This is a genomic window from Mesorhizobium sp. M0772 (assembly GCF_040320135.1).
Classification (GTDB): domain Bacteria; phylum Pseudomonadota; class Alphaproteobacteria; order Rhizobiales; family Rhizobiaceae; genus Mesorhizobium.
Genome location: NZ_JAMYPB010000017.1, coordinates 15,903 through 30,026, shown reverse-complemented (window position 1 = coordinate 30,026; position 14,124 = coordinate 15,903). Strand labels below are relative to the sequence as shown.

The 14,124-nt window shown below is 61.4% G+C and carries 12 protein-coding genes; 3 read left to right on the top strand and 9 right to left on the bottom strand.

The window, feature by feature from the left end:
- Positions 1 to 114 precede the first annotated feature (114 nt).
- Both NKI06_RS13970 and NKI06_RS13965 read right to left on the bottom strand, forming a co-directional pair.
- A complete protein-coding gene (locus NKI06_RS13970) occupies positions 115 to 1,455 on the bottom strand; it encodes an adenylate/guanylate cyclase domain-containing protein (protein ID WP_023672139.1) in 1,341 nt (446 codons plus the stop codon).
- 303 nt (positions 1,456 to 1,758) lie between these two features.
- On the bottom strand, positions 1,759 to 2,937 hold the full coding sequence (locus NKI06_RS13965) for a DUF3095 domain-containing protein (protein ID WP_502900592.1): 1,179 nt from the start codon (positions 2,935 to 2,937) through the stop codon (positions 1,759 to 1,761).
- Between the two features lie 74 nt (positions 2,938 to 3,011).
- Here NKI06_RS13965 and NKI06_RS13960 point away from each other — a divergent pair, with 74 nt between their 5' ends.
- Positions 3,012 to 4,100, top strand: a complete 1,089-nt coding sequence (locus tag NKI06_RS13960; protein ID WP_023685074.1) for a glycosyltransferase family 4 protein — start codon at positions 3,012 to 3,014, stop codon at positions 4,098 to 4,100.
- The gene (locus tag NKI06_RS13955) at positions 4,097 to 4,855 is read left to right on the top strand and encodes a polysaccharide deacetylase family protein (RefSeq protein WP_023685073.1); all 759 of its coding nucleotides are present in this window, start codon (positions 4,097 to 4,099) and stop codon (positions 4,853 to 4,855) included. The genes NKI06_RS13960 and NKI06_RS13955 overlap by 4 nt, the downstream gene beginning before the upstream one ends.
- A gap of 1 nt (position 4,856) precedes the next feature.
- On the opposite strand, the gene NKI06_RS13950 is transcribed toward NKI06_RS13955, so the two are convergent.
- The 3 genes from NKI06_RS13950 to NKI06_RS13940 all read right to left on the bottom strand — a co-directional run bounded on the left by NKI06_RS13950 (position 4,857) and on the right by NKI06_RS13940 (position 9,039).
- Positions 4,857 to 5,711: an MBL fold metallo-hydrolase gene (locus NKI06_RS13950; protein ID WP_023692895.1), complete on the bottom strand. Its 855-nt coding sequence runs from the start codon at positions 5,709 to 5,711 to the stop codon at positions 4,857 to 4,859.
- A 111-nt stretch (positions 5,712 to 5,822) separates the two neighbouring features.
- On the bottom strand, positions 5,823 to 6,290 hold the full coding sequence (locus tag NKI06_RS13945; protein ID WP_023672144.1) for a cyclic nucleotide-binding domain-containing protein: 468 nt from the start codon (positions 6,288 to 6,290) through the stop codon (positions 5,823 to 5,825).
- 34 nt (positions 6,291 to 6,324) lie between these two features.
- Positions 6,325 to 9,039 carry an ABC transporter transmembrane domain-containing protein gene (locus tag NKI06_RS13940; protein ID WP_352985811.1) on the bottom strand — a complete coding sequence of 905 codons (2,715 nt, stop codon included), beginning with the start codon at positions 9,037 to 9,039 and terminating at the stop codon, positions 6,325 to 6,327.
- Between the two features lie 266 nt (positions 9,040 to 9,305).
- On the opposite strand from NKI06_RS13940, the gene NKI06_RS13935 reads away from it, so the two are divergent.
- Positions 9,306 to 9,977: a class I SAM-dependent methyltransferase gene (locus NKI06_RS13935; RefSeq protein ID WP_352985872.1), complete on the top strand. Its 672-nt coding sequence runs from the start codon at positions 9,306 to 9,308 to the stop codon at positions 9,975 to 9,977.
- Here the strand turns inward: NKI06_RS13935 and NKI06_RS13930 are convergent.
- The 4 genes from NKI06_RS13930 to NKI06_RS13915 all read right to left on the bottom strand — a co-directional run bounded on the left by NKI06_RS13930 (position 9,955) and on the right by NKI06_RS13915 (position 14,050).
- A complete protein-coding gene (locus tag NKI06_RS13930) occupies positions 9,955 to 11,103 on the bottom strand; it encodes a glycosyltransferase family protein (RefSeq protein ID WP_352985808.1) in 1,149 nt (382 codons plus the stop codon). The genes NKI06_RS13935 and NKI06_RS13930 overlap by 23 nt on opposite strands.
- Positions 11,100 to 12,344, bottom strand: coding sequence for a glycosyltransferase (locus tag NKI06_RS13925; RefSeq protein WP_023827410.1), 1,245 nt, complete (start codon positions 12,342 to 12,344; stop codon positions 11,100 to 11,102). The genes NKI06_RS13930 and NKI06_RS13925 overlap by 4 nt, the downstream gene beginning before the upstream one ends.
- Position 12,345: 1 nt before the next feature.
- The gene (locus NKI06_RS13920) at positions 12,346 to 13,560 is read right to left on the bottom strand and encodes a glycosyltransferase family protein (RefSeq protein WP_023740146.1); all 1,215 of its coding nucleotides are present in this window, start codon (positions 13,558 to 13,560) and stop codon (positions 12,346 to 12,348) included.
- Positions 13,561 to 13,789: 229 nt separating this feature from the next.
- Positions 13,790 to 14,050: a hypothetical protein gene (locus NKI06_RS13915; protein WP_023685066.1), complete on the bottom strand. Its 261-nt coding sequence runs from the start codon at positions 14,048 to 14,050 to the stop codon at positions 13,790 to 13,792.
- Positions 14,051 to 14,124: the final 74 nt, after the last annotated feature.

Genomic DNA, 14,124 nt, shown 5'->3' with positions numbered 1-14,124 from the left:
CCCAAAAAGCAAGACTAGCGCATTGTCAGCGCAGAGCAACTTGGATTCGAAACGAATTCCCCGGCGACCGGCGGCCGGACAGCATACCAGGGCGTCCAGATCGGATGGTGGTGACTACTGGAGCTTCCTCCGGTCGCCCGCCGACAGCCGCGCGGCATCGCGATGAAGCAGCATGACCTGCTCGGCGTCCGATATCCGATCGTGAAACGGCTGCAGCGCAGCGTCTTCATCGAGTGCGAGAGCACCCGACAGATCGGGTGAAAGCACCGTCAGCTTCTGCTTGCTGCCCGCCAGTTCCTCCTCGCCGAGCGTCAGCCAGCTGTTGGCCCCGCAATAGCCGGCGAAGTCCTTGCTGGCGAGAACGCTGTGCGGATATTTCTTGGTCAGGGTCTGGAGACGCTGGACCTCGTTTACAGCCGAGCCGAAGACGGAGAATGTGAGTCGGTCGGTAAGCCCGACATTGCCGAACATCACATTGCCGACATGCAGGCCGATACCAAATTTTATGTCGCCCAGTCCTTGCTCTTTTCTGCGCAGATTGAGCTCCATCATGCGCATGCTGGCCTTGTGCGCAGCCGCAAGAGCAGCCTGGCAGGCGATCTCTGACTGCGCCCGGTGCCTTTCGCAGGGGTAGACGGCAATGAATCCATCCCCCAGGAAACTCATGATCTGCCCGCCTTTGCGATTGAAAGGTGCTGCGATGGCATCGAAAAACTGGTTCAGCGTATCGATATAGACTTCGCGGCCGGAGGTTTCGGCGAGCCTTGTCGACCCGCGCATATCGCCCATCACCAGCGCGGCCCGGATTGTGTCGCCCTCGCCGCGCTTGATCTGGCCGTCCAGCACGCGCCTGCCGGCGTCACCGCCGAGATACGTGGTCATCATGTTGTCGGCGAGCTTGGTGAGCACCGCCATCTTGCTTGCAATGGCGAGATGGTTCTGGATCCGCAGCAGCGCCGAAATCATGCTGTCGCTGAAGCCTGAAGCACTGTCGGTGGACCAGGACCCCAACATGCCCTGACTTGTATCGCCGTTGAAGGGATGGACGAAAGCCATGTAATCGGTGACGCCCATAAGCCTGAGCTCATCGAAAACAGGAAACTCCGACCGCACCGACGGGTCGAGCCGGCGCCGCAGATGGTCGAGCTTGTTGCTGAGCAGATGGTAGTATGGGCTGGTCAGGAATCTGTCGGAATGGACGCCGTTCTCACTCCGGAAGCCTTCCACTTCCAGGCCTTGGCCGCGAATCCAGGTGAAACCGAGCGCGTCATAAAGCGGATGCAGCATCGAAAAGCTCAAATGCACCCGCTTCAGCGGCAGGCCGGCAGCAGCCAGCCGTTCACAAAAACCCTTGACCAATGTTTCCAGGTCGTCGCCCGCCAGCGCCGACTGGGTCAGCCAATCGGCAACCTTATCCATGAGAATGTTGGAAATTTCTGCTTGCGCTGTGCTCATGCTATCTCGAAACCCGTCGAAGACGAGCCATCTCCTTTGATCCGCAAAATTCTCGAAGTCAATGAAGCCGGCTTCGGGGGCAGAAGCCGGCGAAGAATATCCCGAATGACTGTCCTTGCAGGAAGCAAGCAGACGTCGACCGCACAAATCACCTGCAACACTATGTGGCGAGGCTGCCGGCGAAGTGCAATCCCGATCCTGACATCGCGCAAATAATTGGTCGGCTCAGGCACCGTTGGGATCGCCGGGTCCCAAGAACCATGGCCGCGGCGCATTGCGGAAAATCGATTCCCCAAGCCGTCATCAGACCGGCGCCTTCGCCTTCAGGCTTGCGGCAGCCATTGCATAGCCGCCGGCGGCGCCATCGATGAAGTGAACATGATCGCGCTGCAGCGGCGAGATGACGAGGCATGTCATCAAGGCCGACTTCTGGCGGTGCAGGCCATAGTTGCAGATGCCGGCCTCTTCCGCTTGTTTCAGCCGGTTCTCGATCCGCTGCAACACATCCGCGTCGACGTCGATGGTCATTTTCAAGCCGTCGTCGAACTTGCGGAAATCCGAATTGCTGGCCACCTGGCGTTTGTAGACCTTCGGGTCGAAACCGCCGATCGTCCAGCCCAATTTGTCGGTGAAGGCAGTAAGCGTCATCAGGAAGATCACCCACAGCTTGGCCAGCCACCGCCGCCCCGGCGGCGCCGTGGCCCGTGCCTCGACATCGAGGCCGGCGGGCAAGAGACTATAGGCCGGACCGTCCACCGGCACCGGGTGGCCATCGCGCTCCTGCCTGCCGGCAAGGGCGATGATGTCGGAAGCCAGAAACTGGAAACCACGCAAGTCGCGCGATGCCCCCGGCACGGCTATGATCGAGACAATTTCGCCATGCCGGGCTTCGATCGGGTTCCAGCGGCAGGAGAGGCCGGTCAGATCCGGCCGCGCGCCGGCCGGGGCGGGGTCGACGCGGTAGCGCCCGGCTTTCATTTCGGCTTCCGCCCAACTGCCGCCGCCGCCGGCGAACATGGCATAGAAGGCTGCTTCGGAGGCCTGGAACCTCGCCACGCGAACGTCGAGGCCTTGCGCTCTTATGTCCTTTATCGGCACGATTGCGGCACGCAAGGTCAGGTCCAGTTCGTCCGCCACCCATCTCTGGACAGAAGCCAGCGCGTTACGGGCGATCTCCAGCGCCGAGCCGGGAAACGCCACGAGCGCGCCGTCGCCGCCGAAGACGAAGGGAAGATCTTGCCGGCCCAGTGCATTGAGCAGCGCCGAAATGACGCTGGCGCCGGCCATATTGACGGTTTTGTAGCGCCCGGCTTCGATCGCCTTGGTCGAGCCGACGATGTCGGCGGTGGCCAGCGCCCAGCCATCGGGGAGAGGCCGATAGTTGTCGATATCGGCAACGCTTTCGAACTTTGCGAAGACCGGCAAAGAAGCGACGAACGGGTCGGACGCGACAGCTGTTTCCATAAGCATCAGATAGCACATTCCAGCGCTTGAAGGTGAAGTCGATCATGCCTCGAAATTGACTTGGGCAGGCTTTGCGATGATAGGATCGCGCGATGCGAATTGCCTTCTACGCCCCGCTGAAGTCGCCCAATCATCCCGTTGTCTCCGGCGACCGCCAGATGGCACGGATGCTGGTCCAGGCGCTGCAGCATGGCGGGCATAGCGTCGAACTGGCATCGGAGTTGCGCTTCTATCTACGCCAGCCGGAACCGAAAAGTTTCGATGCGCTCATGATCGAGGCCCGGGACGAAGCCGCGCGACTGACAAGGCTTTGGGACCGTGACGGCAAGCCCGATCTCTGGTTCTCCTATCATCCCTACTACAAGGCGCCCGACCTGATCGGGCCCGAGCTGGCGTTGGCCTTTGCCGTCCCCTATGTGACGGCCGAAGCCTCCTATTCCGAACGGCGCAACGCCGGTTCGTGGGCCGATAGCCAAGCATTGGTCGCGCGAGCCATCGAACAGGCGGCGCTGAACATCTGCTTCACGCAAAGGGATCGCCAGGGGCTGGCGGATGCTGTCCCCCACGCCGCTCTCGGTATGCTTTCACCCTTCATCGACACATCGGCATTCCACGAAATGCCGGTACTGGATTATCCGACGCGCCTCGTGACCGTCGCCATGATGCGCCCGGGCGACAAGGTCTTGAGCTATCGCATGCTGGCGCAGGCGCTCGGGTTGATCGGCCATCTCCCCTGGACGCTATCGGTCGTCGGGGACGGACCTGCCCGTGACGAGGTAAAGGCGCAATTCGCCGGCTTGCCCGCCGACCGTATCGAATGGCTTGGCGCCATCGAGCCTGCCGCCGTGCCGGATGTCCTTTATCGCGGGGGAATCTACGTCTGGCCGGGTTACGGCGAGGCCTATGGCATTGCCTATCTTGAAGCACAGGCCGCCGGCCTTCCGGTGGTGGCTCAGGACATTGCCGGCGTGCCGGAGGTCGTGCGGCATGGCCAGACCGGGTTTCTCACCCCGCCGGGCGATGTGGGGGCGTTCGCTTCGGCCATCGCAAGGCTTCTGGCCAATAATGACGAAAGAACCATCATGGCTGCAGAGGCCAGACGTTTCGTTCTCGAAGAACGCTCTCTCGGTGCTGCAAAGGCCCGTCTGGCGGAACTTCTCAAGATGATCCCGTTGTCATGACGTCCGACCCGATTTGGCAGCCTCTGGTGGACGAGCTGGCGCATCGGCAACGGTGGGGCCGCAAGGCAGAGTTCTGGCTGCGCGACGACGACGCCGTGGATCCGACGCCGGCGCTCGATCGGTTGCTCGACCTCACCGGTGACTTCGCGGTTCCGGTCACTCTGGCCGTCATTCCGGCCCAGACCGACGGGAAGCTTGTCGTCCGGCTTGACGCCGCGCCGCATGCCACGGTCGCCATTCATGGCTGGGCGCACCGAAATCATGCGCCCGAGGGTCAAAAAAAGCAGGAGCTCGGCGCGCATCGGCCACGCGAGGTGGTGCTGGATGAGCTGGCCGGCGGGCTGTCGCGTGTAACCGGCCTGCACGGCGCACGTGCGGTTCCGATGCTGGTGCCGCCCTGGAACCGGATCGACGCCGGCCTGGTACCCGACCTCGGATCGATAGGATTTGCGGCATTGTCGGTGTTCGGGCCGCCAAGGCCGGCTTCCTTGGCGGTCATCAACAGCAATGTCGACATCATGGATTGGCATGGCACGCGCGGCTGCCGCGATCATGGTCTGTTGGTTCAGGCCATCGTCGCGCAATTGCAGCGTGCATTCGACGGCGGCGAACCGGTCGGCCTGCTCACCCACCATCTCGTCCATGATGAATCGGCATGGCTTTTCCTCGAACGGCTGTTCACGATCACCGCGCGGACCGAAGCCTGCGCATGGCTTCCGATCAGCACATTGACCGAACGCAGCGCCGGAAAATAGCTCAGCGCTTTTTGTTCACTGAAGTTGGGAATGTGAGCGTCTGGCCATCCCGCGCCGCAAAAGCGCCGGCAAACCTGTCCTTGGCCAGTTTCTCCATCTCGTCCAGCTCATCGTCGGTGCGTGCCGGATCGTGGTGAAACAGCGCAAGCCCGCGCGCGCCGGCCGCCTCGCAGAGCTTGACGCCCTGTTGCCATGTCGAGTGCCCGTTGCCGCGGTAGCGCTCCATTTCCTCCTCGGTGTAGGTGCAGTCGTAAATGACGAGGTCGGCATCTCTGATCAGGCCGAGCACCGCCTGGTCGAGTTTGCCCGGCTCGTGCTCGGTGTCTGTGATGACCGCCACGACGCGGCCCCCCCATTCGACCCGGTAGCCGATGCAGCCGCCCGGATGGGTAAGACTACCGGTTCGTACAACAACTCCTTCGCGTGGCCGAAGCAGGTCTCCGGATGCGAAATCGCGGCAGTCGAGGCTCGCCTTGCAGACACCGAGTGTCACCGGAAACCATGGCGGCCGAATGAATTCATCGACCATCTGCCGCGTCGTCATGCGTCCAGCCAGATGCCCGGACCAAAGCGTAACTTTGATGCCTCGTTCATAAATAGGCTTGAAAGCCGGCAGCCCGATGATGTGATCGTAATGGCAATGGGTAAAAAACAGGTCGAAATCGGTGACGCCCGCCGCCCGAAGCGTCCTGCCGGCAGGCCGCAAGCCGGAGCCCGCGTCGAACAGAAGCGTATGCTTGCCGCATTGCATCTCGATGCAGATCGTGTTGCCGCCATAGCGAGCAAATTCTGGCCCCGACACCGCAATGCTGCCGCGCACGCCCCAAAACCTGACAAGGAAGAAATCGTCGTCCATGCACCCTTTCGCCCATCGTAGCCAACCAACTGCTGCCAGAGTCGTTCCAGGAAAGGTGTGACACGGTTCCGGAAACTGCATCAAAACAAAGAAACAGAGCGGCTCGCCGCTTCAGTGCAACTGTGAATCGCTCTCGGCCGTTCGTGCGTCGATCAGGTCCGCGGTCGTACTGCTTAGCCTATCGGCAAGAACCCGCAATATCTCGATGGTCATTTCGGGAAACTCCTTCATAAGCCTCAGGAAATGGTCCTTGCGGATTCTCAAGGCCTCCAGCTCACTTGCCGCTTTGACGGTGGCAGTACGGGAGCTGTTGCACAATATGGCAATCTCGCCAACGATCGAATTTGGCAGCAATTCAGCAACTTTGATCGGCCCATTGTCGGAATCGACCAGAATATCCGCGCTGCCCGAAAGGATGACATAGGCGGCGTCTGCCTCGTCGCCCTGCCGGAAAAGAATCTGGCCGGCACTGTAGTTCACGCGATCGGACGTGAACGCGAGCAGCTTGAGCTTTGTCGGCTCGATGCCAGAGAACAAGGGAACGCGTTGCAGCATTCCAACTTCATCCTTGAGCAGCATTGTCGCAAACCTTCCTGAATTCGCGTTTGCCAGACTATGACACAAGTTCCTTGAAGATACCGTTTCCCGCCAGGAGTGTCTCGTGTGTTCCGTCTTCCACCAATTGGCCTGAGTCAAAGACCACAACCCGATCGAACATCGCCGCCATTGCCGGATTCGTCACCACCCACACAATTGCCGGCGAATGGCCGTCGCGTCCGGCTTCGTCGAGCACATTCCGCAGCACCTTGTCCTGCACGCGCTGGTCGAGCGCCGACAGCGGCCGATTGAGAATGAGGAAATCGGGACGCTTGAGCAAGGCGCGGGCAACATCGAGCTTCTGTCGCTGTCCGCCGGTCAGCCGCCTGCCGGCGGCGCCGACGTTGAAGTCCAGGCCGACATCCAGAAGCTCGGCATAAAGCCCCAGTTCGTCAAGAATATCATAGACGATGGAGCGAATACGGTCCGGCGCGTCGGGATGGTTGTTGCCGACACGCCCGAACAGGACGTTGTCCATGACGGTGGCCGCGGCGATGTATTTGGCAGGGTCAAACCGTTCGACAGCTTTCTCCAGCTCGGCCGGCAGGTTTTCATAGAACTGGTTGCGTGCAGCGATGATCTTGCTCATCAGCTCGTCGGTCAACAGGCCGAAGCGATGCCGGGGCTCGATATAGGCAAAGCTTAAGGTGACCATCATGGCGCGGTCGGCCTCCGAAACCGCATCGTAGGGGCGATTCTTGAGCCGTTGCAGCAAGGTTTCGTAGGCGGGTATCTCCTCGGCGCTCATGAAGGCGAGCTGCTGGAAGAACTGGTGTTCGGGCGGCAGGTCGGCAAACAGCTCGATCGCCTGTTCGGCGATCTCCATGCCCATTTCGTAGAGCGTGCGGTCGAGGCCGGCTTGCTTCAGCACGGAAGCAAAATAGGGATTGGACGCCAGTGCCTTGTGAGCCAGTTCGGGGCCGGCAGCAGCGCCGAAGAGCAGGTTCTGGCCGATCGTCGCTTCCTTGTTGTAGGCGCCCGGTTCAAAAGGAACCACCAGCGCGCTCAGGCCTTCTTCCTCCAACCGGGTTCGCAGCGCCGCACGCAATTCGACGATCCGCTCGGCAAGCTTCGTGTGGCGCTTGAGGTCGGCCGAAGAGCGCAAGCCAAGATCCAGAATGTCGCGCGACAGAAGAACCGCGTCGAGCACCCGGCGCACGGCTTCGAAGAGGTCGTGCGGGCCGGTGGCGCCGGCGGAGGCATAGTTGATCCAGTCGCTGCGGATATCGAGATCCGGATTGCCCGACCGGCGCGCCTCGTCGATGTTCCAACGGTGCTGGTCCGCCGCGGCGCCGTCATATGTCACCGATGTCAGCGGCGCATGCTTCAAACCGTAGAGCAAATTGTCGCGCAGGCTTGCCTGGAACAGGAAAACATCCGACGAAGCGTAGGACATGCGCCGGCCGGTCACGGCTTCGGGGAGATCGAGCAAGTCATCGGAGCCCGAAACGATCCTTCCGCTGTCCGGCCAGCTCAGCCGCGCAAAGGCTTCCGCAAGCGCCTCCGCTCCCCCTGTTGCGGTGCTGACCAGCGCCACCGTCTCACCGGGCTTGACCTCGAGCGAGATGCGATTGAGGAGCATTGCGCCGCCATCGTCGGCTATCGACAGGCTGACCGCCGACAGCGGCTTGGTCATCGGAGCGGGATCGTCGACCGTCAATGCTCCGATTTCCGGCGCGATGATATTCTCGACGGTGAACTGTTCGACGACCTGCTGATATTTGACCTGGACATCCTGCCGGTCCTGATCCCAGTCGATCAGTTCCTTCATCGGTCCGGGCAAGTCCTTGTAGGCGCCGATCACGGCCACGAGCTGGCCGACATCCAGCCGCCCCTGGATGACCAGATAGCCACCGATCATGTAGAACAGAAAGGGCGTGAGCTGCGCGAGAAAATTGTTGAGGAACTTTACCATGAATTTCCATTGGTAAAGATCGAAGCGGATTTTGAAGATGAGCCCGAGCCGGGCTGCTATGTCGGCGCGCTCGTAGTTCGACGTATCGTGGACGTGAACCGCGCCGATGCCGTCGACGATTTCGCCAACCCGGCCTGAAAGCGCGCGCGCCGTCAACTGCCGCTGGCGCCCGAGGACGAGCAGCCGCCGCCGCATCCGCGGGATAAGCACAATCTGGATCGCCACGATCACGACCGCTATCATTCCGAGCCAGACGTTCTGGACCATGATGAACAGCATGGCCGTCAGCGCCTGGCCGCCGAGCAGCACCGGCTGCAGGAAGGCATCGCCGATGAAGCCGCCCAGCGGCTCCACCTCGTCCTTCACCATGGTCGCCACTTCGGCGGATTTCACCCGCTTGAAGTAAATCGGCGGAAACCGCAGCACACGATCGACCAGATCGAAGCGGATACGCCGCAGCATGCGTTCGCCGAGCCGGCCCTTGTAAGTGTTGATGTAGAGCTTGAACAAGCCGTTGATGACGACCAGCAAGAGGAAAACAAGGCTGAGCGCAAGCAGCGTCGACGTGCGGTCCAGTTGAAAACCGGAGAAGAACTGGACCTCGCCGATGAACGGCAGGTTATAGTGCAACCGCATGAATGGCAGGGTCGCGCCCGGTTGCTCGAACCCCTTGCCCTGGATCGGGCCGTTGACGATCAGCTTCGGCAGGTCGAACGACATGAAATACGGGACCATCGAAAGCACGACGATCATCAATATCCAGAGCTGCTGCTTCCTGGTGTGCGTCCAGATATAGCGGGCTAGGCTGGTTTCCATATGCGATTGTCAGTTTGAAGGATGCAGAATGTAAAGGCACCTGCTGGCGAATGGTGTATCGGCCATGTCTTCGCCGCCAACGACGAGCTCGAAGCGGCAGCTGCGCGCCAGGCGGATGAATGCCGATGGTCCGGACAAATGCAATAGGCCTCCTCCGGGCAATGGCGAAACGGCTTGCGGCACAGTCGCGTCCGCAAGTCGAACAGGCTTGCAAGAGGCAAGATTGCGTTGTGTCGCCCGAAATCCCAACATAGAAGACGAATATGATGGATGTCACGCAACCACGCAATGCCGGCATGGATGGGCACGAGCAAGCCCTGGACCTCACGCGGGGAATTGCCGCCTATGTCGACCACCCTCTCGTGGCCGGGCTGGCGCGCGTCATCGCCAAGCATCCGCAGGCCGATATCGCCAATGCCTTCAACCACAAGCAGGTCGCCTGCAAGATGTGGGCGCTCGACAGGCTGTTCGAAAGCTGCGGCGGCCGGTTCGAGCGCATATGGGTTCTGGGTGGATGGTACGGCGTATTGCCGGCGATGCTTTTCAACGACGCCCGCTTCGACATCGGGGCGATCGACAGCATCGACATCGATCCCGAAGTCGGCGCGGTCGCCCGGACACTCAACCGGCAAACCGGCGAGCGGTTTCAAGCACTGACGGCAGATATGTACGCACTCGACTATGGCGCCGGCCGACCCGACCTGGTGGTCAATACGAGCTGCGAACACATAGCCGATCTCAGCGCCTGGCTTGCCCTGCTTCCGCGGGGTACGAACGTGCTGCTGCAGTCGAACGACTATTTCAGCGAGCCGACGCACATCAACTGCGTGGCGTCACTTGCAGCCTTCGAAGCAATGGCGGCGCTGCGGCAGATCAGGTTCTCCGGCGAATTGCCGACAAAAAATTATACCCGCTTCATGCTGATTGGAACTGTTTGAAGCGCTCGCGCAGGATTTGCGCCGAGCGCCGCGCCCCTTCCAGATCGAGACGATGCGCGGCTGGCGGCGGTCCCGCAAGCGCCTGCTCGATCGCATGCGCCAGACCTTCAGGCGTCAGGTCCTGTTCCGTCAGCACCGTTGCAAGACCGAGCTCTTCGAGCATCAGAGCGCGACGCGTCTGCTCGGTTTCCCCGCCGGCTGCAAATGGAATGAGCAGGGAGCGACACCCCGCGCGCAGGACATCGCAGACCGTGTTGTAACCCGCCTGCGAGACCGACAGGCGGGCGCCGGTCAACAGGCTGGCGAAATCCTCGCGGAACCGGAAGATGGACAGGCGTGGGGAGGCATCGCGTGAAATCGCGTCAAACTCGTCCTTCGGCACGTTTGGGCCGGTGATCAAACACCATGTCCAGGCGTTATCGGCATTTCGCGCCGCCGCGACGGTGGATCTGACAAGGCTCTTTCCGGCCGCCCCGCCGCCAACCGACACCAGAACGTCGAAGCGCTCTGAGGCCGCTTGCGCCGGCGGCGCGGCAACGAGCCCGGTGTAGGCGACCTCGGCCCTGATCGCCCCAGCCAGCGGAAATGTCTTGTCGATGGTTGCGAAAGCCGGATCGCCATGGACCATGACAAGATCGAAATGCCTGTTGACAAGATCGACCGTTTCTTCGTTTCGGCTCGGCTTCACGCGCTCCTGAAGGATGTCGCGGACGGACGCCGCCAGCAGCGGTCTGGGCGATGTCGCTTCGATGGCCTCGATCAGCGGCAGGAGTTCGAAACGCATCTGCCGGCGTCCAAAGGGAAACGCCTCGATAATGACGATGTCGGGCCTGTAGTCCCGGAAAGCCTGCAGCAGCATCTCTGAGCGCCGCCTCTTGAAATCATCGTCGATGGCTTTGCCCTGCAGGTCGACAAGTCCGGAAAATCCTTCGTCACCGGAGGTGACAGGCGGCAGGGTCACGGATTTTACACCCGATCCCGGAAATCCCGCGATCGGCGCTCCGCCGGTCACGACGGTGACGTCGAACCCGTCATCGACCAGAGCCGCCGCAATGCGGCTGGCGCGCGCGAGATGGCCGATGCCGAGCAGGTGCTGAACATAGAAGAAAGCGCGCAGCCGCTTCATTCGGCGGCCCGCCACTCCCGCTCGAACAGTTCCTTGAGCTGTCCAATGCCTGCCACATGGTCGAAATTGCTTCGCACGCGCCGCTCCGCGGCGTCGCCGAGGCGGGCGCGGAGGACGGGATCGCGGATCAGGCGCTCCAGCGCCTGTGCCAGTGCAGTCGGGTTTTCCGAGGGAATCAGCAGCCCGGTTTCATCCGACGATAAAAGCTCCGGCACGCCGGATATATCGGTCGACACGCAGGCAAGCCGCTGGCTGGCCGCCTCCACCAGAACATTCGGCAGGCCGTCCCGGTCGCCATCCGCGGTGATCCTGCAGGCCAAAGCGAAGATGTCGGCGCTGCGGTAGTGCTCAAGCACCTCCTCCTGCGCCAGCGCGCCTTTCCAGGAGACGCGCCCCTCCAGCCCGAGCCTTTGCGCCAGCGCCTTCAGCCGTTTCAGTTCCTCGCCGCCACCGATATGCTCGAAACACCACGCCAGATCGCCAGGCAAGAGGGCAAGAGCCTCCAGCAACGTATCATAGCCTTTCTTTTCAACGGCGCGTCCGACACTCAAGATCATGACCGGTTCGGCCGGCGCCGAGCCGTCACGCTGTTTTCGCGCCTCGCCGAAACTGCCGAAGCGGTCAAGGTCGAGCCCATGATAGCTCAGATGCACGGACGAACTGCCGTTGGCGAGTTTTTTCAGATGGTCGAAGCCGGTTTTCGTGCACGTGACCGTCCAGCGCGCCGAGGAAAGCTTGCCGGCCAGATCCCAGTCCGCCGACGTCCAGATGTCCTTGGCATGGGCTGAGCAGCTCCAGGGCAAGCCACGAAGCTGGCTGGCATAGCGCGTCACCGATGCCGGCGTGTGCGCAAAATGGGCATGCAGCCATCCGGCATCTTGCGGCCATTCGGCCGCCAGCACCAGCGCTTGCCCGAAGCGCCGCGCGCGATTGCGCGTAAAGTCGCGGCGGATATCGGCAGCGAGCGATTTGAGCGCGCGCCAAAAGCCAGGCCGCGGCAGGCAGGCAAACAGCGATCGAACCACGCGCAGCGGCTCTCTGTGCAGATATTCCGGCAGATAATGGACGGGGGCCTTGATCTCGTCATGCACGGGATGACGTTTTGCGTCGGTCGGCCGCCTGAGCGCGAAAAGTATCAGGTCGAACCCCGCACGCTCCAGACCGAGCAATTCCTGCGCGATGAAGGTTTCCGACAGCCGCGGATAGCCCTTCAGAACCACGACGATCTTGCGGTGTTGCAACTCAGTTCATGCCTTCAATGACCGAAAGGTGATGGCCGGCCCGCCGGTCGAGCAGTTCCGCGACGATTTCGGAAATATGAGGCAGCCCTTCCAGAGTCAGATGCGCATTGCTCTGCGATGGGCGGGGCCGGCCCGGCAAAACCTGCAGCGCATCGGCAAACCGCTGGGCATCCTCGGCTTCCTCAGGCAAAAGCATCTCGATGAGGCCGAGTTCGGCTGCGCGCCGTGCCCGGATCAGCTGTTCCTCGCGCGGCGTGACGCGCGGCACGATCAGCGCCGGCTTGTCGAAAGACAATATCTCGCAATAGGTGTTGTAACCGCCCATCGCCACCACCGCCTTGGCGCCGGCAATCAGTTCTTCCATGCGGTTGTCGAATTCGATGATCTTGACATAGGGGATCTTGGCCCCTTTCCTGACCAGCTTGTTGCGCTTGCGCGCCGGCATGTAGGGCCCAAGCACGATCAGCGCCCTGTGCTGCAATCGCGGATCCTGCTGATAGGCCTCGATGACGTTGTGGATCAGGTCGGCGCCGTCACCACCGCCACCGGTGGTAACCAGGATATAGTCGCCCTCGGGCCGGTGGCCGGGCAACTGGTTCTGCTGCAGGCTCCGTTGCAGGAAACCGACGAACTTCATCTTTGCCCTGACCGCCGGCGGCACGTCCAGGCCGGTCAACGGATCGTGGAAATCCGGCGGGCCATAGACCCAGACCTTGTCGTAGAACAGGCCGATCTTGCGCATCACATCCCTGCGTGCCCACTCCGCTTCGAGCAAATGCGGCGCGTCCATCACCTCGCGCAGGCCAAGCACGAGCGTGGTGCCCCGCGTCTTGAGGTAGGACAGCGTATCCTCGATCTCTCCGCGCAGCCCCAGCGGTTCCTTGTCAACGATGAAGATATCCGGCCGGAAGCTCTCGGCTGTGTGGCGAATAATCGACTGCCGCATCCTGAGCGTCTCATGCAGATCGATGTCCTTTTCCAGCGAGGTGTATTCGCCGTTGCGTAGCTTGATGACGCTGGGGATCTTCACGAAGTCGACGCGGGCGCGGTAGTCGAAGGCGCCGGCGATGGTCGCACCCGAAATGATTAGCACCTGAAGTCCGCGGAAATCCCCGACCAGCGAATGAGCGATCGTTCGGCAACGCTGCAAATGGCCGAGCCCGAACGTGTCGTGGCTGTACATGAGAATTCGTGCGTCTTTTGCGTGCTGTGTCATTGTGAACGTCTTTTAGAATTCTCGCCGGACCGTGGGCAACCCCGCAGGCTTCGAAACCATTCTCGCGGGTCTATCGACCTGTTTTGAAACATGGGGGCGAGAGGTACGCAACGGCATTCTTCACCAGGTCACGAATGCCAGGGGCGCTGATTGTGGCGCCATGCCTTGTCTTCGCCGACGATAGACGGCCCGAGCACAAATCTCTGTCATGAGGCTTGACCCCGTGGAATTAAATGCCCTGCGGCCTGAGGCAGGCAAAGCGCACATTGCGAAAAATCAAGGGCGACCAAGGCGAAACGAGGCTGCCGCACATTGTGAGGAGAACTCGCACCTTGGGAAAATGCTTCATAATCCATCGAAACACAACGGCCGCCAGAGGCCGCACGTTGCGGCCTTTTATCCTGCCATCAGCCTTGGCCTGTGGCAAGCGTCCGGTCCTTGCACCGTTGAAGCTGGTGCAATCTCGCGTCATGCCGGCTTCCTCCGTCATGTGGAGGATAGCTGCGGCCCCAATGAGATTCGTCAGCCAGGCGACCCATTCGCCAGATCCGTCACAAAGCTTTG

What these genes read in the sequence shown, in the direction of transcription:
- NKI06_RS13960 (WP_023685074.1), top strand. Translation starts at nt 3,012, where the DNA reads ATGCGAATTGCCTTCTACGCCCCGCTGAAGTCGCCCAATCATCCCGTT.
- NKI06_RS13920 (WP_023740146.1), bottom strand. Translation starts at nt 13,560, where the DNA reads ATGACACAGCACGCAAAAGACGCACGAATTCTCATGTACAGCCACGAC.
- NKI06_RS13970 (WP_023672139.1), bottom strand. Translation starts at nt 1,455, where the DNA reads ATGAGCACAGCGCAAGCAGAAATTTCCAACATTCTCATGGATAAGGTT.
- NKI06_RS13955 (WP_023685073.1), top strand. Translation starts at nt 4,097, where the DNA reads ATGACGTCCGACCCGATTTGGCAGCCTCTGGTGGACGAGCTGGCGCAT.
- NKI06_RS13915 (WP_023685066.1), bottom strand. Translation starts at nt 14,050, where the DNA reads ATGACGGAGGAAGCCGGCATGACGCGAGATTGCACCAGCTTCAACGGT.
- NKI06_RS13950 (WP_023692895.1), bottom strand. Translation starts at nt 5,711, where the DNA reads ATGGACGACGATTTCTTCCTTGTCAGGTTTTGGGGCGTGCGCGGCAGC.
- NKI06_RS13930 (WP_352985808.1), bottom strand. Translation starts at nt 11,103, where the DNA reads ATGAAGCGGCTGCGCGCTTTCTTCTATGTTCAGCACCTGCTCGGCATC.
- NKI06_RS13935 (WP_352985872.1), top strand. Translation starts at nt 9,306, where the DNA reads ATGGATGTCACGCAACCACGCAATGCCGGCATGGATGGGCACGAGCAA.
- NKI06_RS13940 (WP_352985811.1), bottom strand. Translation starts at nt 9,039, where the DNA reads ATGGAAACCAGCCTAGCCCGCTATATCTGGACGCACACCAGGAAGCAG.
- NKI06_RS13945 (WP_023672144.1), bottom strand. Translation starts at nt 6,290, where the DNA reads ATGCTGCTCAAGGATGAAGTTGGAATGCTGCAACGCGTTCCCTTGTTC.
- NKI06_RS13965 (WP_502900592.1), bottom strand. Translation starts at nt 2,937, where the DNA reads ATGTGCTATCTGATGCTTATGGAAACAGCTGTCGCGTCCGACCCGTTC.